Annotated in this window: 19 protein-coding genes; 6 read left to right on the forward strand and 13 right to left on the reverse strand. The window is 62.4% G+C overall.

The features are described from left to right. Positions 1 to 94 precede the first annotated feature (94 nt). The gene (locus tag GC125_RS09640; protein WP_151985478.1) at positions 95 to 715 is read right to left on the reverse strand and encodes an LOG family protein; all 621 of its coding nucleotides are present in this window, start codon (positions 713 to 715) and stop codon (positions 95 to 97) included. Between the two features lie 169 nt (positions 716 to 884). Between GC125_RS09640 and GC125_RS09645 the strand changes: the two genes are divergently transcribed. From GC125_RS09645 to pssA, 5 genes are all read left to right on the forward strand, one after another. Further along, positions 885 to 2,780 carry a LysM peptidoglycan-binding domain-containing protein gene (locus GC125_RS09645; RefSeq protein ID WP_151985479.1) on the forward strand — a complete coding sequence of 632 codons (1,896 nt, stop codon included), beginning with the start codon at positions 885 to 887 and terminating at the stop codon, positions 2,778 to 2,780. Positions 2,781 to 2,940: 160 nt separating this feature from the next. Continuing rightward, positions 2,941 to 3,258, forward strand: a complete 318-nt coding sequence (locus tag GC125_RS09650) for an ArsR/SmtB family transcription factor (RefSeq protein ID WP_151987755.1) — start codon at positions 2,941 to 2,943, stop codon at positions 3,256 to 3,258. Between the two features lie 6 nt (positions 3,259 to 3,264). Next, entirely contained in the window at positions 3,265 to 5,157 is a 1,893-nt protein-coding gene (locus GC125_RS09655) for an ABCB family ABC transporter ATP-binding protein/permease (RefSeq protein ID WP_151985480.1), read from the forward strand. A gap of 130 nt (positions 5,158 to 5,287) precedes the next feature. Beyond that, complete coding sequence (locus GC125_RS09660; protein WP_151985481.1) at positions 5,288 to 5,986, forward strand: phosphatidylserine decarboxylase; 699 nt, start codon at positions 5,288 to 5,290, stop codon at positions 5,984 to 5,986. A 42-nt stretch (positions 5,987 to 6,028) separates the two neighbouring features. Further along, complete coding sequence (pssA, locus tag GC125_RS09665; protein WP_151985482.1) at positions 6,029 to 6,913, forward strand: CDP-diacylglycerol--serine O-phosphatidyltransferase; 885 nt, start codon at positions 6,029 to 6,031, stop codon at positions 6,911 to 6,913. Between the two features lie 6 nt (positions 6,914 to 6,919). On the opposite strand, the gene GC125_RS09670 is transcribed toward pssA, so the two are convergent. The 4 genes from GC125_RS09670 to radA all read right to left on the reverse strand — a co-directional run bounded on the left by GC125_RS09670 (position 6,920) and on the right by radA (position 11,301). Continuing rightward, a complete protein-coding gene (locus GC125_RS09670; protein ID WP_151985483.1) occupies positions 6,920 to 7,657 on the reverse strand; it encodes an SDR family NAD(P)-dependent oxidoreductase in 738 nt (245 codons plus the stop codon). Between the two features lie 9 nt (positions 7,658 to 7,666). Further along, positions 7,667 to 9,142: an amidophosphoribosyltransferase gene (gene purF, locus GC125_RS09675; RefSeq protein ID WP_151985484.1), complete on the reverse strand. Its 1,476-nt coding sequence runs from the start codon at positions 9,140 to 9,142 to the stop codon at positions 7,667 to 7,669. A 100-nt stretch (positions 9,143 to 9,242) separates the two neighbouring features. Next, positions 9,243 to 9,815: a CvpA family protein gene (locus tag GC125_RS09680; protein ID WP_151985485.1), complete on the reverse strand. Its 573-nt coding sequence runs from the start codon at positions 9,813 to 9,815 to the stop codon at positions 9,243 to 9,245. 76 nt (positions 9,816 to 9,891) lie between these two features. Further along, the gene (gene radA / locus GC125_RS09685; RefSeq protein ID WP_151985486.1) at positions 9,892 to 11,301 is read right to left on the reverse strand and encodes a DNA repair protein RadA; all 1,410 of its coding nucleotides are present in this window, start codon (positions 11,299 to 11,301) and stop codon (positions 9,892 to 9,894) included. A gap of 106 nt (positions 11,302 to 11,407) precedes the next feature. On the opposite strand from radA, the gene GC125_RS09690 reads away from it, so the two are divergent. Then, positions 11,408 to 11,995, forward strand: a complete 588-nt coding sequence (locus GC125_RS09690; RefSeq protein WP_286165454.1) for a dioxygenase family protein — start codon at positions 11,408 to 11,410, stop codon at positions 11,993 to 11,995. Here the strand turns inward: GC125_RS09690 and GC125_RS09695 are convergent. From GC125_RS09695 to rplI, 8 genes are all read right to left on the reverse strand, one after another. After that, positions 11,992 to 12,306, reverse strand: coding sequence for a type II toxin-antitoxin system RelE/ParE family toxin (locus GC125_RS09695; RefSeq protein ID WP_151985488.1), 315 nt, complete (start codon positions 12,304 to 12,306; stop codon positions 11,992 to 11,994). The genes GC125_RS09690 and GC125_RS09695 overlap by 4 nt on opposite strands. Continuing rightward, complete coding sequence (locus tag GC125_RS09700; protein ID WP_151985489.1) at positions 12,303 to 12,569, reverse strand: type II toxin-antitoxin system ParD family antitoxin; 267 nt, start codon at positions 12,567 to 12,569, stop codon at positions 12,303 to 12,305. Before GC125_RS09700 ends, GC125_RS09695 begins: the two co-directional genes overlap by 4 nt. Positions 12,570 to 12,647: 78 nt before the next feature. Then, positions 12,648 to 13,607: a cupin-like domain-containing protein gene (locus GC125_RS09705; RefSeq protein ID WP_151985490.1), complete on the reverse strand. Its 960-nt coding sequence runs from the start codon at positions 13,605 to 13,607 to the stop codon at positions 12,648 to 12,650. Further along, positions 13,607 to 14,785: a GNAT family N-acetyltransferase gene (locus tag GC125_RS09710; protein ID WP_151985491.1), complete on the reverse strand. Its 1,179-nt coding sequence runs from the start codon at positions 14,783 to 14,785 to the stop codon at positions 13,607 to 13,609. Before GC125_RS09710 ends, GC125_RS09705 begins: the two co-directional genes overlap by 1 nt. Positions 14,786 to 14,916: 131 nt before the next feature. Next, a complete protein-coding gene (gene alr / locus GC125_RS09715; protein ID WP_286165455.1) occupies positions 14,917 to 16,053 on the reverse strand; it encodes an alanine racemase in 1,137 nt (378 codons plus the stop codon). Beyond that, positions 16,050 to 17,582 carry a replicative DNA helicase gene (locus tag GC125_RS09720; RefSeq protein ID WP_151985492.1) on the reverse strand — a complete coding sequence of 511 codons (1,533 nt, stop codon included), beginning with the start codon at positions 17,580 to 17,582 and terminating at the stop codon, positions 16,050 to 16,052. Before GC125_RS09720 ends, alr begins: the two co-directional genes overlap by 4 nt. Positions 17,583 to 17,788: 206 nt before the next feature. Beyond that, a complete protein-coding gene (locus GC125_RS09725) occupies positions 17,789 to 19,033 on the reverse strand; it encodes a cyclopropane fatty acid synthase (RefSeq protein ID WP_151985493.1) in 1,245 nt (414 codons plus the stop codon). A 131-nt stretch (positions 19,034 to 19,164) separates the two neighbouring features. Further along, positions 19,165 to 19,788, reverse strand: coding sequence for a 50S ribosomal protein L9 (gene rplI / locus GC125_RS09730; RefSeq protein ID WP_151985494.1), 624 nt, complete (start codon positions 19,786 to 19,788; stop codon positions 19,165 to 19,167). Between the last annotated feature and the right edge of the window lie 6 nt (positions 19,789 to 19,794).

A 19,794-nucleotide genomic window follows, 5' to 3' on the forward strand; every position in this document is an offset into this window, starting at 1 on the left:
GTCGGGGGATACTCTCAGCGGGAGGACGATGGTGCGGCAACCCACAACATAGTCACTCGCGCCAAGACGAAAAGCTTTTGATGTCGAACCGGCTCTACATCCGGTCGATGATGTCGGCTTCGCCGGATTTGCCGTTGAGTTGGGTGCCGGCCGCGATGATGGCCGGGACGATGTCGTCGATCTTGTCGATGACGAGGGGCTGTACGAGATGCGCCGTATGCAGGAAACCCTCGGCGGCCATGTGGTCCATCAGGGCGATCAGCGGGTCCCAGAACCCGTCGATATTGGCGAGCACCATCGGCTTCTTGTGCCGACCAAGCTGCGCCCAGGTCATGATTTCGATGATTTCCTCAAGCGTGCCGATCCCGCCGGGCAGGGTGACGAATGCGTCGGCCCGTTCGAACATGGTGTGCTTGCGCTTGTGCATGTCCTCGGTGACGATCAGTTCGTCCAGCTGGCCGAGCGCCTGCTTGGTGGCTTCTTTCTCCATGAGAAATTCGGGGATGATCCCCGTCACCGCGCCGCCGCCGCTTAGAACGCCATCGGCGACTGCGCCCATGACGCCGCGCGTTCCGCCGCCATAGACGAGGCGAAGCCCGTGCGAGGCAATGGAGCGGCCAAGCGCCCGTCCGGCTTCGGTGTAGACGCCGTTACGACCGGGCTGGGAGCCGCAGTAAACGCAGACGGCGCGAATCTCTTTCATCGATTGTGTCATGCCGGGGAGGAAGCCTTTCAAAGGCGCGTGCGTCAAGCGTTGCCGAGCCGCGTTATTCGTTGAATTCGATGCGCATTTGAAGCAATTGGCACGATACTTGTTACGTGTCTCCAAAATCGCTAGCGTGTATTAAAATTGAACGGGTTCGGGCCCCGTTTGGAGAAAATCGATGAATAAGGGGAATGGCGGGCTTCTGGCGCTGTGTGGACTGCTGGGGGTTATCGCTTTCGGCGTGCTCTTCGTGGCACCGCGCTTTTTGGAACCGGCAGCAGAACAGGCGGCATTGGAGGAGACGGCAGCGGCGCCAGAAACGGCACCGGCTGCCACGACATCCGAGCCGAGCGGCGATCAGACAGCCGAGGGTCGGCAGGATCGCACCGTGGCCGATGAGGAAGCTGCGTCGGAAGCGCCAGCCGGCGTTGATCAGCAAACCGCTCCTGTCGATGAGGCTGCCACTGCCCAAGCACCGACCGATGAAATGACTGAGGCAGCAACCGCTGACGAGACTGCCGGTGCGGCGGATGCTGTGGCTCCGGATGCAGCACTGGAAACCGCAGCCGATCCGAGCTCTGACCCTTCGGAGCCCGGCTTCGACCTGCTGCGCGTCGAGCCTGACGGCTCCACCGTCATCGCCGGCCGCGCCGAGCCCGGTACGCGCGTGGACGTGATGAACGGTGAAGACGTGGTCGCTTCGGCGGATGTGGGCCCGAGCGGCGACTTCGCAGCCGTGTTCGACGAGCCTCTAGAACCGGGTGACTATCAGCTTACGCTGCGCGTGACTGACGACGACGAACCGCAGGTGTTTTCCGAAGAGATCGCGACGATCAGCATTCCGCGCGATGGCGGCAGCGAATTGCTCGCCATGGTCACGCGCCCCGGAGAGGCCAGTCGCATCGTCAACGCGCCGAGCGCGACCGGCGAAGCTATGCCGCAGCCATCGGGCGACGTCGCCGCTTCGACGACGACCATTGCACCCGACGTTTCGAATACGCCAGAACCATCCACGCCGACGGCTGATGCCGTAAGCGACATGGCGCAGCAGGAAGAGGGCGCAGCCCGCACCGCGGAGACACCTGTCGATACGGCTGACGCCGCTCCCACTGCGGCCGAAGATCAAGCGGATGTGGCGGCACTCGCCCCTGAGCCGCAACAGGACGCGGCGCAAACGCCCGAGGCTACGACGGCACAGGTCCGCATCGATGCCGTCGAAGTCGAAGACGAGCGGCTCTTCGTCGCCGGTTCGTCGCCGCGCGGCACGGAAGTCCGTGTCTATGCCGACGATCAACTCGTCGGCGACGACCGCGCCAACAGCGAAGGGCGCTTCCTCGTCGAGGGCCAGATGGCCCTGAGCGTCGGAGAGCACACCATCCGCGCCGACCTCATCGATCCGTCCGGAACGGTCGTCGCGCGCGCTCTGGTCCCGTTCGATCGGCCCGAAGGCGGCATGGCCGCAGCAATTGCCGCAGCGGAATCCCCGTCGCTGGAAGACGACATCGCGGTCGTCACCGATCCTTCGCCAACCGCCATCGAAGCTGCCGAAGATCGTCTCGAAGCATCCGCGCCCGATGCCCTTGCCAGTGGAGGCGAAACGACGGCGCCAGGCCGGACCGATCGTCTCGCCGCAACCGAGCCCGATACTTCTGCGCCCGACACATCCGCGCCCCAGCCACAGGACGATGCGCCGTCGGGCGAAGCCTCGACCGCATCCGGCGGCTCGTCACCAGCCTTCAGCCCGGCGGGTGAAGCCGATACCGCATCGAGCGACGCGCAAGCACCCGCGGAAACCGAGACGGCCGCTGCCCAACCGGCAGGCGAGCCCGTGACGGTGACACAGGAGGCTCTGACGCCGTCTCCCGCTTCGGTCATCATCCGACGCGGCGATACGCTGTGGCAGATTTCCCGCCGGGTCTATGGCCAGGGCGTACGGTACACGACGATCTATCTTGCGAACCAGCAGCAGATCGCCAATCCCGACCGCATCCTGCCAGGGCAGATCTTCAACGTTCCCGACGAAGCGCTGGAGAATTCCGAGCAACTCCATCGCGATCGTCTCCGGGCAGACTGAAGCCGGCCAGCGTGCCTCGCTCTAGGCGTCCGGCGAATGTCGGCCGGGCGTCGATAAGCTTGCATACGATCTGGACACCGTCGCGTTCATCGTATATCGCCGATCAACGATGAAGAGCTACTGTAGACCATTGTCGGAAGCGGGGGCAGGTGACGCGGCGATGGCCGAGCGCCTGCAAGCGCTTGCCCATCCGGTGCGCCTGAAGATCCTGCGCATGCTGGCCCATCGCGATGCGTGCTGCTGCAAGGACGTCGTCTTGGAAATCGGTCTTGCCCAGTCGACCGTGTCGCAGCATCTGCGCACGCTCGTGCAGGCCGGTCTCGTCGTCTACCAGCCGGATCGCCAGGCCTCTCGGTACAGTCTCGACGAGCAGGCGGTGTCGCATCTGGCGGCCGACCTTGGCGGATTGCTTGAAAGTTGCTGCGTCGCGCCGAAGAAGGCGCGGTGTGATGAGCCGGTCGGTGCCGGCGGAAGGTAAATACCCATGGCCTCGAAAACTGTGTCGGCGGATTCCGGCAATCCGCTCCAGACGTTGCGCAACCTCTGGCCCTATATGTGGCCGTCCGCTCGGCCGGATCTGAAGCGCCGCGTCGTCTGGGCGACGCTGTTCCTCGTCCTGTCGAAGATGGTTCTGATCGTCGTACCCTATTTCTTCAAATGGGCGACGGATTCACTGAACGGCGAGCTGCAGATGCCGGATTTCGTGCCGCAGCTCATGCTCGGCGGCGTCATGCTGGTCATCGCCTACAACGCTGCCCGCATCGTGCAGTGGGGCCTGAACCAGCTGCGAGACGCGCTCTTTGCCAGCGTCGGGCAATATGCCGTGCGTCGCCTGGCCTACCAGACCTTCGTGCACATGCACCAATTGTCGCTGCGCTTTCACCTCGAGCGCCGCACCGGCGGCCTGTCGCGCATCATCGAGCGCGGCACCAAAGGCATCGAAACAATTGTCCGCTTCACGATCCTGAACACCGTGCCTACGCTCCTGGAATTCGCGATGGTCGCGGCGATCTTCGCCTTCGCGTTCGGCTTTTCCTATTTCGCCATCACGGCTTTAACCGTGTTTTTCTATAGCTGGTTCACGATCCGCGCATCCGATTGGCGCATCGGCATCCGCCGCGCCATGAACAACTCCGACACGGAAGCGAACACCAAGGCGATCGACTCGCTCCTCAATTTCGAGACGGTCAAATATTTCGGCAACGAGACGATGGAAGCGAACCGCTTCGATCAGTCCATGGAGCGATACGAGAAGTCGGCGACCCAGGTTTGGACCTCGCTCGGCTGGCTCAATATGGGGCAGGGCGTCATCTTCGGTATCGGAATGACACTGATGATGGTGCTCTCGGCCATGGCCGTCCAGCGCGGCGAGCAGACGATCGGCGATTTCGTCTTCGTCAACGCGATGCTGATGCAGCTGTCCGTGCCGCTGAACTTCATCGGCTTCGTCTACCGCGAGATCCGCCAGGGCCTGACCGACATCGAGCAGATGTTCGATCTCCTGGAGGTCGATCCGGAAATCACCGATAAAGCCGGAGCTGCCGCGCTCGTCGTCGGCACCGGCGCGATCCGCTTCGACAATGTGCATTTCGCCTACGATGCCGCACGGCCCATCCTGAAAGGCATTTCTTTCGAAGTGCCGGCTGGTCATACGGTGGCGATCGTCGGACCTTCGGGTGCAGGCAAGTCGACCATCTCGCGGCTGCTCTATCGCTTCTATGACGTGCAGCAGGGCAGCGTGACGATCGACGGGCAGGATGTGCGCGATGTGACCCAGAAATCCTTGCGCGCCGTCATCGGCATGGTTCCGCAGGATACGGTGCTCTTCAACGACACGCTGGAATACAACATCCGTTACGGCCGTGTCGATGCGACCGAGGCGGAGGTTCGGCAAGCCGCCGATCTCGCGCAGGTCGGGCGATTCATCTCGTCGCTGCCGGATGGGTACCGCACGATGGTCGGCGAGCGTGGCCTCAAGCTTTCCGGCGGAGAAAAGCAGCGTGTCGCCATCGCGCGAACGATCCTGAAGGCCCCGCCGATCCTCATCCTGGACGAGGCCACGTCGGCGCTGGATACCGCCACCGAGCAGGAAATCCAGACATCGCTCGATTTCGTCTCCAGGGGCCGCACCACGCTCGTGATCGCCCACCGCCTGTCGACCGTCATCGGCGCCGATGAGATCATCGTGCTGCAGGATGGGAAGATCGCCGAGCGCGGTCCCCACGCCCGCCTGATTGCACAGGGTGGTCTCTACACGGCCATGTGGGACAGGCAGCGCGAAGCGATCGAAGCGGAAGAGAAGCTCAAGAAGGTGCAGGAAGAAGACGAGTTGGGCGTGGTCGTTCGTCGCAGAACGCCCGAGCGCGACCCTGCCTGATCCCTTCGACCCGCATTCGAGGAACCCATCCACAGTCCGACCGTTGCCGCTGAGGTGCTAACGAGTTAGAGCCCTCGCATCGCAATCGGGGCGAAGGCCCGCATGCATCGTTAGCGGAGAGTGAGAAGACATGGACGTCTGGCACAGTATCAGAAACGTGCTCGTCCCCGTGCGGCGGGAGGGCTACCCCTTTATCGCCGTATTTCTGGTGGCGGCGATCCTTCTCGGCTTCGTCGCAGATTGGCTGTTCTGGATCGGACTGATCCTCACGGCCTGGTGCGTCTATTTCTTCCGCGACCCGGAACGGGTAACGCCGATCGACGAGGATCTGGTGATCAGCCCGGCGGATGGCAGGGTGTCGGCCGTCACCCGCGTCGTCCCGCCCGCCGAGCTTGAGCTGGGCGCCGCGCCGATGCTTCGGATCTCGGTCTTCATGAATGTGTTCGATTGCCATGTGAACCGCGCGCCGCTTGCCGGCTCGATCGATCGGATCGTCTATTCCAAGGGCTCGTTCCTCAACGCCGAACTGGACAAGGCGAGCACCGAAAACGAGCGTAACGGCATGGTAATCACGACCACCCGCGGTGAAATCGGCGTTGTCCAAATCGCCGGCCTCGTCGCCCGCCGCATTCTCTGCTTTGCCGAGGAGGGCGATCGCCTGGAAACGGGTGGACGGTTCGGCCTGATCCGCTTCGGTTCGCGGCTCGATGTCTTCCTGCCGGAAGGCGCTCGTCCGCGCGTTGCCATTGGCCAGACGGCGATCGCCGGCGAGACGGTCATCGCGGAATTCAACTCGCCCAAAGGCCCGGTGGTCACCCGCCGCGACTGATCTGCTCGGCAAAGGAAGGCCGAAAAACATCGAGGACCACGGATGACAGAGCGACCACGCGACGACGCCGAGACCGACGATTTTCTAGATCAGCCCTTCAGCTCGTTCGATCCCGACCACGATGAGAGCGATCCCGACAGCGGCATGGGTCCGCGCCTGCGCGAAATCTCCTTCCGCATGATGATCCCGACGATCATCACGGTTCTCGCCATCTGCGCCGGCCTGACGGGCATCCGCCTCGCTTTCGAAGGTCGCGTGGAAATGGCGGTGATCATGGTCCTCGTCGCGGCGTTTCTGGACGGCGTCGATGGCCGCGTCGCGCGCCTGATGAAATCCTCATCCCGATTCGGCGCTCAGATGGATTCGCTCGCCGACATCGTGAATTTCGGCGTCGCTCCCGCACTGGTTCTCTATGCCTATCTCCTGAACCAGGCAGAGTCGTTCGGCTGGATCGCAGCGCTGATCTACGTGCTTGCAGCGGCTCTGCGTCTCGCACGCTTCAACGTGATGGACGAACGGCCGAAGGCAAAATGGCAGTCGAACTATTTCGTCGGTGTGCCGGCACCCTTCGGCGCCATGCTGGTGCTGCTGCCGGTCTATCTCGGCCATCTCGGCTTCGAACCAGGACCCGTCTTTGCCGGTGCCGCGATTATCTATACGGCGCTCATCGCGTTCCTGCTGGTCTCGCGACTGCCGGTCTACTCCGGCAAGGCCGTGGGTCGCATCCGCCGCGATCTGGTTTTGCCGGTGCTGATCGCCATTGCGATCTACGTCGCGCTTCTGATGAGCTATATCTGGGCCACGCTCGCGGTCACCGCTTTGATCTATCTGGCGACGCTGCCAATGGGCTACCGCGCCTGGCGCCGCACCTATGGCCGGCCGAAGGAAGCAGCAGCGGTCTCGACGGAAGAGCAGGACCGTTTGTGACCCGGATTATTCCGGATCGCGATAGGCGAGGAAGCGGTCCTGCCGCACGTCGAAGAGCATGCCGTTCTCGGCCAATGCCGGATCCGCAAGCTTGACGATTTTCGCGGCGACGTCGCGCGGGTCGGGCAGGGTCGACGGGTTCTCGCCCGGGACCGCCTGAGCGCGCATTGCAGTGCGCGTCGCACCCGGGTTCACATTGTTGATCCGTACGCCGAAATTGACCAACTCGTTCGCCCAGACCCGCGCCATGGTTTCGATCGCAGCCTTGGAGGCCGCATAAGCGCCCCAGAACGGCCGGCATGAATGGGCAACGCCTGACGACAGGAAAATGCCGCGGCCAGCGTCGGACGCCTTGATCAGCGGTTCGACCGTGCGCATCAACCGCCATGTGGCGTTGACGTTGATAGTCATCACCTTCTCGAAATCCTTCGCCTTCGTGTGCCCGATCGGCGCGATTGTGCCGAGAAGCCCAGCATTGGCAACGAGAACGTCAAGCTTGCCCCAGCGTTCGTGGATCGAGCCGCCGAGCGCATCGATCGCCTTCATGTCGGCGAGGTCGAGCGGCACGAGCGTGGCGGTTCCGCCAACCGCTTTGATCTCGTCGTCGAGCTCTTCCAATCCACCGACGGTCCGGGCAACGGCGATCACATGCGCGCCGGATTTCGCCAGCTCGAGCGCGGTGAAATAGCCGATACCGCGCGACGCGCCGGTGACGAGCGCGATGCGCCCCTTGAGGTCGAGCATGGGGGTCACTTATCCGTTGTTGGCAAGAAGCGAGAGCGTGCGCACATTGTCGACGCCATCATGGTCGGTGAGCGCAGTCGGGTAATCGCCGGTAAAGCAGGCATCGCAGAACTGCGGCTGCTCGTTGTTGCGCGACGGTTCGTTGACGGCTCTGTAGAGCCCGTCGATCGAAAGGAAAGCGAGGCTGTCGACTCGGATGAAGTCCGCCATTTCCTCGATCGACATGCGCGAGGCGAGGAGCTTCGCCTTCTCCGGCGTATCGACGCCGTAGAAGCAGGACGACATGGTCGGCGGCGAGGCGATGCGCATGTGCACTTCGCGTGCGCCCGCTTCGCGCACCATCTGGACGATCTTCTGCGAGGTCGTACCGCGCACGATCGAATCGTCGACAAGCACCACGCGCTTGCCTTCCAGCATGCGCTTGTTGGCGTTGTGCTTGAGCTTCACACCCATGTGCCGGATGGCGGCTGTGGGCTGGATGAAGGTGCGCCCGACATAATGATTGCGGATGATGCCGAGCTCGAAGGGGATGCCCGAACCTTGCGCAAAGCCGATGGCTGCGGGTACGCCCGAATCCGGTACTGGCACGACGAGATCGGCCTCGACCGGGCTTTCGATGGCGAGCTCGGTACCGATCTTCTTGCGGGCTTCGTAGACGTTGCGGCCTTCGATGATGGAATCGGGCCGCGCGAAGTACACGTATTCGAAGATGCAGAAGCGCGGCTTCGTCTTTTCGAACGGAAAGCGGCTTTCGACGCCCTTGTCCGTGACGATGACCATTTCACCCGGCTTGATGTCGCGCACGTAGCGCGCGCCGATGATGTCGAGCGCACAGGTCTCGGAAGCAAGGATGTAGGCGCCGTCGAGGTCGCCCAGCACCAGCGGGCGGATGCCGAGCGGGTCGCGCGCGCCGATCATCTTCTTTTCCGAAAGCCCAACCAGCGAGAAAGCGCCTTCGAGCTGGGTAATCGCGTCGATGAATTTGTCGACCAGTTGCGTGCCGCTCGAGACGGCGATCAGATGCAGGATCGTCTCGGTGTCGGAGGTCGACGAGAAGATCGCGCCCCGCTTCTGAAGCTGCTTTTGCAGCGTCATCGCATTGGTGATGTTGCCGTTATGGGCAACGGCGAACCCGCCGCCGGCGAATTCCGCGAAGAAGGGCTGCACGTTGCGCAGGCCCTCGCCACCGGTCGTCGAATAGCGGGTATGGCCGATCGCTCGGCTTCCCTGCAGCCGGTCGATGACCGATTGCTTGGTGAACGTGTCGCCGATCAGGCCGATGTGCCGCTCCACGAAGAACTGCTTGCCATCGTAGGACACGATGCCGGCCGCTTCCTGGCCGCGATGCTGCAGGGCATGAAGCCCGAGCGTGACGACGGCTGCAGCATCCTGCCTGCCATAAATCCCGAAAACCCCGCACTCGTCGCGGAAGGCATCGCCTTCGTCTTCGAGTGTGTCTGTGGTCTGACTCGTTTGAAGCGTCATGGTTCGGACCTTTGCTCCTGGCCGATCGGCCAACGATCGGCGGGGATGCCAAAATCAGCCGTCATGCAGGCATCGCTGCCTGCTTCAGATAAGCACTTTGTCAGTTTGCGCCAGTGTCGGGTGCTGGAGGTGCCGCACCCGTGGCGTCGACTTCCACCTCGCCACCGCGCAGACGATCGAGGATCGTCGCATCGGCATCTTCCGGCAGGATGTTGACGAGGCGCTCGCCCAGCTGATCGAGAAGAGGCTTGGATTTCGCCTGGGTCACCCATGGCGGCTGGCGCGGCTCGTCGATCAGCCAGTTGAGGAACAGCATGCCCACAACGACAAGCAGCACACCGCGCGCGGCCCCGAAGACGAAGCCGAGCGTGCGATCGAGCGCGCCGATGCGGCTGTCGATGATGAAATCGGCGATCCGCATGGTGATGAAGGACACGATGATCAGCGCGATCAGAAAGATGATCGCGGCCGATCCGATCGTGGCAACCGTATTGCTCGTCGTGTAGTCGGCCGCATAGGGCAAAAGCAGCGGGTAGAAATAGAAGGCTGCGAATGCGGCTGCGATCCAGGATGCGACGGACAGCACTTCGCGTGAGAAGCCGCGTACCATGGCAAGCACCGCCGAGAAGAGCGTGATCCCGATCAGGATACCGTCCAGGATTGTGATGGGCATTGTCGGTCTTAAACTCCAGGAAGCGCGCCACGGGCCTCGTGACGATCGCCGCTATTTGGTCCCTTGAGAGATACGCTCAGAGCGTTGCGTCTCCGCTATCGTCGTTTGGCCGCTTCTTCGAGCCGGCAATTTTGACCACCAGATCCGCAAGCGCCTCGATCTCGGTCAATCCGGCCTGGCGAGAGGCGGGTATTTCGGCCGATGCGCTGGGCAGTACCGCCCGTTGGAATCCCAGTTTCTCGGCCTCCTTGAGGCGTTGCGCCGTATGCGCCACAGGCCTCACGGCTCCCGACAGGCTGATCTCGCCGAAATAGACGCAATCGGCCGGGAGAGCAAGGCCGGCAAGCGAGGAAACGAGCGCCGCGGCGACCGCCATATCGGCCGCCGGCTCGCTGACCCGGTAGCCGCCGGCGACGTTCAGATAGACGTCATGCTGGGCCAGCCGAACGCCGCAATGGGCTTCCAGAACCGCGAGGATCATGGACAATCGCGCCGAATCCCAGCCGACGACGGCGCGCCGGGGCGTGCCGAGCGGCGAGGGCGCGACGAGCGCCTGGATCTCGACGAGGATCGGCCGCGTGCCCTCCATGCCGGCGAAGACTGCAGCGCCCGGCGCCTTGGCGTTCCGCTCCCCAAGGAAGAGCTCGGACGGATTGGAAACCTCGCGCAGACCCTTGTCGGACATTTCGAACACGCCGATTTCGTCGGTCGGCCCGAAGCGGTTCTTGACGGTGCGCAGGATACGATAGTGATGGCCGCGATCGCCTTCGAAATAAAGCACGGCATCGACCATGTGCTCGACCACGCGCGGACCGGCGATCTGGCCGTCCTTGGTCACGTGGCCGACGAGCACCACGGTCGCGCCGGTCTGCTTGGCAAAGCGGATCATGGCTTGGACACCGACTCGCACCTGCGTCACCGTACCAGGTGCGCTTTCGGCGAGATCGCTCCACAGCGTCTGAATGGAATCGATGATGACGAGATCGGGCCGCTTGCCTTCAGACAGCGTCGCGAGAATGTCCTCGACATTCGTTTCCGCGGCCAGCAGCACGTTCGTGTCGGCCGCATGCAGGCGCTGTGCGCGCAGGCGAACCTGCGCAACCGCTTCTTCGCCGGACACGTAGATGACACGGCTGCCCAGCCGCGACAGGGCGGCCGCCGCCTGCATGAGCAGGGTGGATTTGCCGATGCCGGGATCACCGCCGATCAAAAGGGCCGATCCGCGTACGAACCCGCCGCCCGTGGCGCGGTCGAGCTCGGCAATGCCGGTTGGAATGCGCGGTGCTTCCTCGATTTCGCCGGAGAGCGCCGTCAACGCAACTGGTCGGCCTTTCTTGGGCGTGCGGCCCGGCCCGCCACCGATGCCCGCGGTCGGATCGTCCTCGACGATCGTGTTCCACTCGCCGCAGCCTTCGCATTTGCCGACCCAGCGCGTGTGAATGGTGCCGCAGTTCTGACAGACGAATTGCGTGCGGGCTTTGGCCATGCGGACTGGGACACTTTCGGCTGGTGCGTGGATCGGCCCGATGCACTAGCATGGACGGTGTGAGGCGCGAACCCCGCGCGACCCCATGAAGCGTAGGAGGCCTGCCTTGGTCACAGCATTTTCACGCCGCGCATTTCTGAATGCCTGGGTCGCCGCACCGATGTCCTTGGCGTTGGCCGGCGGCGCTTCGGCACAGGGCGCACCCTTGCCGTCGACGCCGGCCTGCGGCCCTGACGACGATGTGACGCCCGCCCAGACCGAAGGGCCGTTCTACACACCAGAGACACCGGAAAGGCGGGACTTTCGAAGCGACGGAGCAGGGACGCCGGTGACCGTCTTTGGCTTCGTCGTCGATCCAGCCTGCCGGCCACGGGCGAACATGATCGTCGACGTGTGGCACGCCGACGACGCCGGCACCTACGACAATTCGGGCTATGCCTTTCGCGGCTATCAGGTGACCGACGGCAATGGCCGCTTTATCTTCGAAACGATCGTGCCTGGCCGCTATCCAGGCCGCACACGGCATTATCACGTGAGGATCGCATCGAGCGCCGGCGTTCACCTGACGACGCAGCTCTATTTTCCTGGCGAACCGGACAACGACCGCGACGGCATCTACGATCCGAGGCTCCTGATGGACTTGAGCGAAGCGAGTGATGGCCTGCTCGGCCGGTTCGATTTCGTTCTGGCTTAGCTGTCGGTCGATGCAAAATCTTCTGGACCGATGTCGCGAGCGCCGTGGAGAATGCGTACGATCAGCACTTCTGTCGGCTCGACCAGAAAATAGATAGCATATCGGCCGTGGATGGATGCACGCAGAGCCGGTGCCAACCAGTCGCGCGGCACACCGCTCGATCGCGACGAGGCGATAGCATCCAACTTAGCACCAAGTTGATCGATGAATCGGTCAGCAGCAGCAGGGCTGTCTTCGGCAATGTAGCGATGGATTGAGACGAGATCAGCCCGAGCCGTCGGCGATACGACAAGTTTGCGGCTGGACCTCAAGCCTTGCGTCTCGACTGCGCTTTGATGTCATCAGCCAGATCTTGCCCCGAGGGATAAGAAAGTCCGTGTCCGTCCTTCAGCTCAGCGATCCCAAAAGCGATCGCCGCCCTCAGCTCGGCAAGCTTGGCCTCCTCCGTCTCGAGAAGGCGCAGACCTGCACGGACGACTTCGCTGGCATTGTTGAACCGCCCGGATGCGATCTGGGACTCGATGAACCCGTCGAAATATTCGCCGATGACTATCGAGCGCTTATGCGTGGACATCGGTGCTCACTCCTGTGCTTTGCTCAAAACGTACCACAGAGTAGCAACAGTTCCTACCATCAGCGTTCCATGCGTTTATTAGGACGCTTTGACTTTCGCTGCACCAGCCGTCTTGCCGTTCTCGTAATAATAATTGGCGCGTTTGCCGAGCACGAGGGCGCGGATGGATTTGCGCAGCCGCTCGGACTTGCGCAGCGGCTCGACGGCTAGCGCTCCCATCTGAACGGCGAGGATCTTCGCCTCGTCCCAGACGCGATGAACACCAGGGGCAGGCTGGGCGAAGCCGCGGCGGCGCAGAAGGGAGTTGGCGAGATAGAGGCTGTTGCGGCGCTTCACGGCGCGGCTTTTCCAGGTGATCGCCAGCGAGATCGAATAGCTCTCCTTGGTCTGCACGTAGTGCGGCCAGAGATAGGGCACGAACAGGCCTTCGCCCGGCTTGAGCGCATTGTGCATGCCGCGATTTTCGAAGGCGGGATCGAAGGTCATGTTGCGATGACGCGTCAGCGAATGTTCGATCAGATCTTCCGAGAGGATGGCGCGGTCTTCGTTATCATAGACGTTGAACTGCTTGTCGCCATGGATCTGCACGAAGAAATTGTCTTCGCCGTCCAAGTGAAACGGCGTCGTTGAATTGGGCGAGGAAACGAAGAGAAAGCCCTGGATGTCGGAGAAGCCGGCATCGGAAACGCTTTTGTGGCCGCGGGCCTTGGCGACCGACGTCAACGCGTCTTCGAGCAGGTCCCGGTAGGCAGGCTCGACTTCGATCCGCTTCAGCACCATCCAGGCCCCGGCCGTCTCGATGCGGGCGATGACTTCGTCGGGTGTCAGGTCGACCAGCGGGGTGGTCGACGGATCCTGGGAGATGCCCACCTTGCCCGAATTATACTCGATACGATCGCCCGGCAGCTTGCCGACGAGATCTAGAATGGCAGGAAGCGTCAGGCGCGGATCGCCGGCGAGATCGTGCGAAATGCGGAAGGGCCGCAGCGGGAAATGGCTCTGGAATTCCTGATTCTGAACATGAAGAAGGGAAGACATCAACTTGGTTTCCTTCTGGTCCGCATGGAGGTGATGAGCGATTTGGCAAGCGATCTTGCGCGGTAGCGCGCATCGAAGGCGGCGATGCAGAGATTGACGGCCGGTCCCTTGCGGGTCGGGATGAGGAAATCGCAGACGGCGATCCGTTCGCGCCAGACATGGTCGATCATGGGGTGATCGGCCACGGCCACGGAATCGGCGCGATCGATTGTCGGGTCGTCGAAGAGGTGTCGCGTCAGATCGACGGTCAGCTGAACTCCTGGCGAATAGCGATCGAACGCTTCGTCATAGGCGGTCTTGAAGAAGAATGCGGAGCGACCGCTGCGCAGCACGAGGCCCGATGCGATGACGGCTTGATCGACCAGCAATTCGCAGATTTCGATCTGTCCGCGACCTGCAAGCGCGCGGCATGCGCCGCTGATATAGGCGGCATCGTTGGCGTCGCTTGCAAAGGCAGTGCCGCGACGCCCTTTCCATCCACCGGCCTCCAACGCCAGGAACCGCGAGAGCGCAGCCTGGACCGCATCGGACGACCGGGCGACGCGGAATTCCACCGGCCCCATATCTTCGAGGCGGTGGCGTTGACGGCGCAGTTCCTTGAGCTTCTTGGCGCCCATACCGCCGCGCAGATAGGTTTCTGCGTCACCTTCGGCGGATAATCCGGCACGCTCATGGGCATTCCGGATGAACGGCTTCAATCCGCGTTCGGCGAGCGCGGCGGTGAAAGCCTGCGCGACAGGGCCATCCTGCGTCATGGCGCCGAGACCGATCAGAGCCGCACCCGTTCCGTTGGCGGCATCGATGAGATTTCCGGCTGCGCGCACGGGATCACTTGTTCCGAGCAGCGGCGTGCCGAGCGGAAGATAGGGTTGTGCAAGCACCAGCGCCGGGACGGGCAGGCGGAGCACATGCCAGGCATGGGTGAGGGGCAGCAGTCCGTTGATGCCGAGAGGCCCGCGCGAGACCAGCATCCGGCTCAGGCGTGCCTGTCGTGTGTTTAGCGTCAACGACAGATAGTGGCCGGGCGAGAGGAAGCCGTTGGCTTCCAGAGCCGTCTCGGCCAGCGCCTGCCAGCTTTCAGGATCGACCTCTGCCGGCCGCATGGTCGTCCCGCGCGCGCGGCTTTTGCCATCGCGCTTCAGATCGGCGATCGGTTCGAAGTCGACCACGGAATGCATGAATGCCAACTTCCCATTCCAAGCATCCGCTCATCGAATGCATGCAATGGAAATAGACCGACAGGATCAATCCAACAAACGGAAAGACAATAAATGGTAAATGCGACAAACTGTCTAAAAATCTACATAAATTATAGTGACGGATGTCGATAGTTTCTGGTGTAGCGCGAGCCGAGCGACGTCAGGATTTCGTATCCGATGGTCCCGGCGGAACGTGCCAGATCGTCGAGCGCATGGGACTTTCCGAACAGTTCCACGAAGTCGCCGCAGCGTACGTCCTGTCCGACGACGTCCGTGACGTCGAACATCGTAAGGTCCATGGTCACCCGTCCCAGAACGGGAATTGCCTGGCCGTGCAGTGAGGCGGAAGGGGCCGGGGCATCGGTGTCGCGCAGCGGAACGCCGGAACCGGAGATGCTGCGCAAATAGCCGTCCGCATAGCCGACGGCGCAGACCGCGATCGTGGTGTCGCGGGGCAGCCGAACGGTCGCGCCGTAGCTGACCGTGCTTCCGGCCGGAGCGCGTCGAATCTGCAGAATGCGCGCCTTGGCCGTCGCGACAATCTGCATCGGGTTTTCAGCCCGGTTCACGGCCTCGCCGCCATAAAGGGCGATCCCCGGGCGGGTGAGGTCGCAGAGATAGGCGCCGCCCAGGAAAATTCCGGCGGAATTGCTGAGACTTGATTCAATGCCTCGGAAAGCGCGTCTAACCGCCTGAAAGGATTCCAGTTGTCGCGCGTTTTCCGGACGATCCGGATCGTCCGCACAGGCGAGGTGGCTCATGATCAACGCCGGCCGGTCGGTGTCTTCCCGTTCGGCAAGAGCCAGGGCCTCCGGCATCGTCACGCCGAGCCGGTTCATGCCCGTGTCCACATGCAGCGCATAGCCAAGCCGGCCATCGCGCGCGCACGCTTCGTCCCAAAGCCGAACTTGGTCCATCGAGCACAGGATTGGCGTGAGACGATGCTTGCGGAAACAGTGCTCGGTGCCGGGATAAATTCCGTTCAGCACAAGGATACGGGCATCGGGAGCAAGGCGTCGGGCCGTGATGGCCTCGTCGATCGTCGCCGTGAAGAAATCGCGGCACCCGGCCTCGCTCAAAGTCCGGACAACCGGTTCGATGCCAAGGCCATAGCCATTCGCCTTGACGACCGCACTTGCACGCGCGGGCCCCGAACGCGCCGCCATGGCGCGCCAATTGGCCGCCAGCGCAGCCAGATCGATGTCGAGCGTGAGCGCCGGTGGCAGCGTGTCGTCTTGAACCGTCACTCGTGGCTATCGTGCGAATACTGCAGATAGGACGTGTCGGCGAGATCGGAGAAGCGCGTGAATTCTGCCTGGAACGCCAGTGTCACGGTGCCTGTGGGGCCGTGGCGCTGCTTGGCGATGATGACGTCGGCCATGCCGCGGGCCCGGTTCATCTTTTCTTCCCAGGCGAGATACGCTTCGTCCTTGAAATCGCTCGCGATCTGGTCGGGCGAACGGCGCGGCTCGGAGTTCTGCACATAATACTCGTCGCGATAGACGAAGATCACCACGTCGGCGTCCTGCTCGATCGAGCCCGATTCACGAAGATCGGAGAGCTGCGGGCGCTTGTCCTCGCGGTTTTCGACCTGACGCGAGAGCTGCGAAAGCGCAATGATAGGAACCTGCAATTCCTTGGCGAGTGCCTTCAGGCCCGTCGTGATCTCGGTGATTTCCTGAACGCGGTTCTCGCCGGCCTTCTTGGAACCGGTCATCAGCTGAACGTAGTCGACGACAAGCACGTCGAGACCGCGTTGGCGCTTGAGCCTCCGTGCGCGTGCCGACATCTGGGCGATGGAGATGCCGCCGGTCTGGTCGATATAGAGCGGGATCTTCTGCATCATCTGCGAGCAGGCGACGAGCTTCTCGAAATCGGTCTCCGTGATCGAGCCGCGGCGGATCTTTGAGGACGAGATTTCCGTCTGCTCCGAAATGATACGGGTGGCGAGCTGCTCGCCCGACATTTCCAGCGAGTAGAAGCCGACGACCCCGCCATTGGCGGTCTTCTGCGATCCGTCCGGCATCACTTCGCCCGGCTGATAGGCCTGGGCGATGTTGAAGGCGATGTTGGTGGCAAGCGACGTCTTGCCCATGCCGGGACGTCCGGCAAGGATGATCAAGTCCGAATGCTGCAGGCCGCCCATCTTCTGGTCGAGCGTCTGGATGCCGGTGGAAATGCCCGAAAGTCCGCCATCGCGCTGGTAGGCAGCGCCCGCCATGTCGATCGCGGCCGCGACCGCATCGTTGAAGGACTGGAAACCACCGTCATAGCGGCCGGTCTCGGCCAATTCGAACAGGCGGCGCTCGGCGTCCTCGATTTGTCCCTGCGGAGGCATGTCCACAGGCGCATCATAGGCGATGTTGACCATGTCCTCGCCGATGGTGATCAGCGCGCGGCGCAGCGCGAGATCGTAGATTGCGCGGCCGTAATCCTCGGCATTGATGATGGTGACAGCTTCTGCGGCCAGGCGCGCCAGATACTGCGCCATGGTCATGTCGCCGATCTTCTCGTCCGACGGCAGGAACGTCTTGATGGTGACGGGGTTTGCCGTCTTGCCCATGCGAATGATGTCGCCCGCGACCTCGTAGATCTTGCGGTGAAGGGGTTCGTGCAGATGGACGGGCTTCAGGAAGTCCGAAACGCGGTAGAAGGCGTCGTTGTTGACGAGGATCGCGCCCAGCAATGCCTGCTCGGCCTCGATGTTGCTCGGCGCCTCGCGATAGTGCTGGTTGGCTGCTCCGACCTCTGCGAGCTTGCGCACGGCTTCATTCATGATTTTTCCCGACGATCCCTGTCCTGTTCCCCGCACGAGTGCCTAGACCTCCGGGTCCGGCGGGGCGAGGGGCGCACTTCAGCAATCGACACCCGGCCGCGAACTGTGAGTCATATCCACACTCGTCCACAGCCCACCCAAGCCAATCTACCAGTCGAGAGCGGGAAACGATTGACCTGCCGGAAGCTAGCACGATTCGGCTGTTTTCATCCCGTCCGTCTTGGCTGGATGCGCGCGGTGACATGGCGTTCCGCGTCGGTGATATAATCGCGCGTCAACGGCACCGCCTCGATGTCGTGGGCGAGCTGAATCTGAAAAACGATGAGATTCTGCCAGCGAAAGGCCGACTCGGATGCCGCGAGGTAGAACTCCCACATCCGGCAGAACGCCTCGTCGTAGAGCGCCTTCGCTTCGTCGCGGCGTGCCATGAAGCGGCCCCGCCAATCCCGCAGCGTATCCGCATAGTGAAGGCGCAGGATTTCCATGTCGGTGATCTTCAGGCCCGAGCGTTCGATCGGGGGAACGACTTCTGAGAGCGACGGAATGTAGCCGCCGGGAAAAATGTATTTGGCGATGAACGGATTGGTCCAGGAAGGCACATCCAGGCGACCGATCGCGTGGAGCACCATCACGCCGTCTTTCTTCAGCAATTTGGCGCACTGGGTGAAATAAGTGTCGAAGGCGGCCTTGCCCACATGCTCGAACATGCCGACCGAGACGATCCGGTCGAACCGATCGTCCAGCTTGCGGAAGTCCTTGAGGAGAAACCGGACCCGGTGCTTCTCGCGCGGCAGGATCCTCTGATTGGCGTGGGCAAGCTGCTCGTTCGAGAGCGTGATGCCGGTCACGTCGGCATCGAAGTTGCGCAAGAGATAGAGGCCGAGCCCGCCCCAGCCCGATCCGATGTCAAGAACCGACAGGCCCGGCCGATCGAGAAGCAGCTTGGCGGCGATATGCTGCTTCTTGGCCTCTTGCGCCGCATCGAGGTTCATTCCGGGCTCGCGATAATAGGCGCAGGAGTACTGGCGGTCCTCGTCGAGGAACAGGTCGTAGAGCCTGCCGGACAGATCGTAATGGTGCTGCACGTTGCGCCGTGCGCGGCTGATGCCAATGCGCAGGCTGTGCCGGCTCAATGCCAATCGAACGCGGTTCAGAACCCGCAACCAGGGCGCCGTGGCGGTGGCGTAGGGCCCGGAATTGGTGAAGAGCAGTTCGAGGAGGGCGTAGATATCGCCCTCGACCATGTCGATCTCGCCCTGCATGTAATATTCGCCGAGCTTCAGCGCCGGATCGAGTGCGACGGCTCTTTCCGCGCGGGCGGTGTTGAAGCGCAAATGGACGAGGTTTCCTGAACCGTCGCCATAGTGGCGGACCTGGCCGGTATGGTCGGTCACGGTCAGATGTCCCCTGGAGACGATCTGGCCGGCAAGAGAGTTGATCAAAGGGTTCATTCGTCCCTCCTCAACACGCAGTTCTGTTGAGAATGATCCTAGATTATCGCCATTTGATCAATAAAAAACGGCGCCACGTCAAACGTGGCGCCGTCTGTAGCTTATCTAGGATCCCGATCGAGGATCTGAAATTAGTCCTTGGCTTCTTCTTCGTCGTCTTCGGCGTCTGCCGGTGCGCGACGATCGTCGTCTTCATCGTTGAATTCTGCGTCCGGATCAAAGAAGCCATCGGCCGGCAGCGAGTCGTCGACGCCGTAGATGGCGTCTGCCGAGGTGAGGGTTTCGCCGGCTGCCTGGCGCTCTGCTTCTTCGGCCGAACGGGCGACGTTCAGCTCGATGTCGGCGTTGACTTCGCCGTGCAGGACGAGCGTCACCTTGTGCATGCCGATGGTCTTGATCGGAAGGTTGAGGTCGACCTGGTTGCGGCCGACCGAGAAGCCTTCGTCGGACAGAAGCGCGGAAATGTCGCGAGCGGCGACTGAACCGTAGAGCTGGCCGGTTTCACCAGCCGAACGAACGACGGTGAAAGTCTTGCCGTCGAGCTGGTCGGCGATCTTCTGGGCTTCCGACTTGCGCTCTTCGTTGCGGGCTTCGAGCGTGGAACGCTCGGCTTCGAAGCGCTTCTTGTTGGCTTCGTTGGCGCGCAGAGCCTTGCCTTCCGGCAGTAGGAAGTTGCGGGCATAACCGTCCTTGACCTTGACGGTGTCGCCCATCTGGCCGAGGCGGCCGATGCGTTCGAGCAGAATGACGTCCATTATAAA

The sequence above is a fragment of the Rhizobium sp. EC-SD404 genome (assembly GCF_902498825.1).
Lineage (GTDB): Bacteria > Pseudomonadota > Alphaproteobacteria > Rhizobiales > Rhizobiaceae > Georhizobium.

Bases quoted from the DNA above. Each gene is read 5' to 3' on its own strand.
- GC125_RS09670 (WP_151985483.1), bottom strand. From the start codon at position 7,657: ATGCTCGACCTCAAGGGGCGCATCGCGCTCGTCACCGGCGCGTCGCGC.
- GC125_RS09645 (WP_151985479.1), top strand. From the start codon at position 885: ATGAATAAGGGGAATGGCGGGCTTCTGGCGCTGTGTGGACTGCTGGGG.
- GC125_RS09660 (WP_151985481.1), top strand. From the start codon at position 5,288: ATGGACGTCTGGCACAGTATCAGAAACGTGCTCGTCCCCGTGCGGCGG.
- GC125_RS09725 (WP_151985493.1), bottom strand. From the start codon at position 19,033: ATGAACCCTTTGATCAACTCTCTTGCCGGCCAGATCGTCTCCAGGGGA.
- GC125_RS09720 (WP_151985492.1), bottom strand. From the start codon at position 17,582: ATGAATGAAGCCGTGCGCAAGCTCGCAGAGGTCGGAGCAGCCAACCAG.
- GC125_RS09680 (WP_151985485.1), bottom strand. From the start codon at position 9,815: ATGCCCATCACAATCCTGGACGGTATCCTGATCGGGATCACGCTCTTC.
- radA (WP_151985486.1), bottom strand. From the start codon at position 11,301: ATGGCCAAAGCCCGCACGCAATTCGTCTGTCAGAACTGCGGCACCATT.
- GC125_RS09700 (WP_151985489.1), bottom strand. From the start codon at position 12,569: ATGTCCACGCATAAGCGCTCGATAGTCATCGGCGAATATTTCGACGGG.
- pssA (WP_151985482.1), top strand. From the start codon at position 6,029: ATGACAGAGCGACCACGCGACGACGCCGAGACCGACGATTTTCTAGAT.
- GC125_RS09655 (WP_151985480.1), top strand. From the start codon at position 3,265: ATGGCCTCGAAAACTGTGTCGGCGGATTCCGGCAATCCGCTCCAGACG.
- purF (WP_151985484.1), bottom strand. From the start codon at position 9,142: ATGACGCTTCAAACGAGTCAGACCACAGACACACTCGAAGACGAAGGC.
- GC125_RS09710 (WP_151985491.1), bottom strand. From the start codon at position 14,785: ATGCATTCCGTGGTCGACTTCGAACCGATCGCCGATCTGAAGCGCGAT.
- rplI (WP_151985494.1), bottom strand. From the start codon at position 19,788: ATGGACGTCATTCTGCTCGAACGCATCGGCCGCCTCGGCCAGATGGGC.
- GC125_RS09640 (WP_151985478.1), bottom strand. From the start codon at position 715: ATGACACAATCGATGAAAGAGATTCGCGCCGTCTGCGTTTACTGCGGC.
- GC125_RS09650 (WP_151987755.1), top strand. From the start codon at position 2,941: ATGGCCGAGCGCCTGCAAGCGCTTGCCCATCCGGTGCGCCTGAAGATC.
- GC125_RS09705 (WP_151985490.1), bottom strand. From the start codon at position 13,607: ATGTCTTCCCTTCTTCATGTTCAGAATCAGGAATTCCAGAGCCATTTC.